We start from the raw sequence: 327 nt of genomic DNA, 5'->3' as shown, positions 1-327 counted from the left end.
TCGTTAACCAAAATCAAACAGTTTGTATTATAGCAGTAATCCACCTTGTTCAGAGGGTATAAACCACGAAATCCCTTTAAACACCCCTCAATCGACCTCCACGGCGCACCTTTCTGAGGCTGCCGCACGGCCAGGGACGAACGCTGGCAGCGAGTGGTTACTTTCCCGTATGCGCAAATACGCCAGCAGCCTTGCAAAGCCGCCGTATTCGGGGAAAATGCCGCGATCCTGGCCATTCCTTTTACTTCTGTTCAGAGCTACCTGCCCCATGTCGTTTGTCAATCGCGAAACCCGCGCCCTGTTTAAACTTACCTTGCCCATTATGGC

General features: G+C 51.7%; 1 protein-coding gene. It reads right to left on the bottom strand.

Translation table 11 applies throughout. The features are described from left to right. Positions 1-87: 87 nt before the first annotated feature. The coding region (locus tag Q4563_RS18045; RefSeq protein ID WP_303605484.1) for a hypothetical protein at positions 88-327 on the bottom strand (240 nt) is incomplete at its 5' end.

This window comes from Gilvimarinus sp. 1_MG-2023, assembly GCF_030548285.1.
Note: the sequence above shows the minus strand (reverse complement) of the source record. Positions and strands in the feature narration are given on the sequence as shown.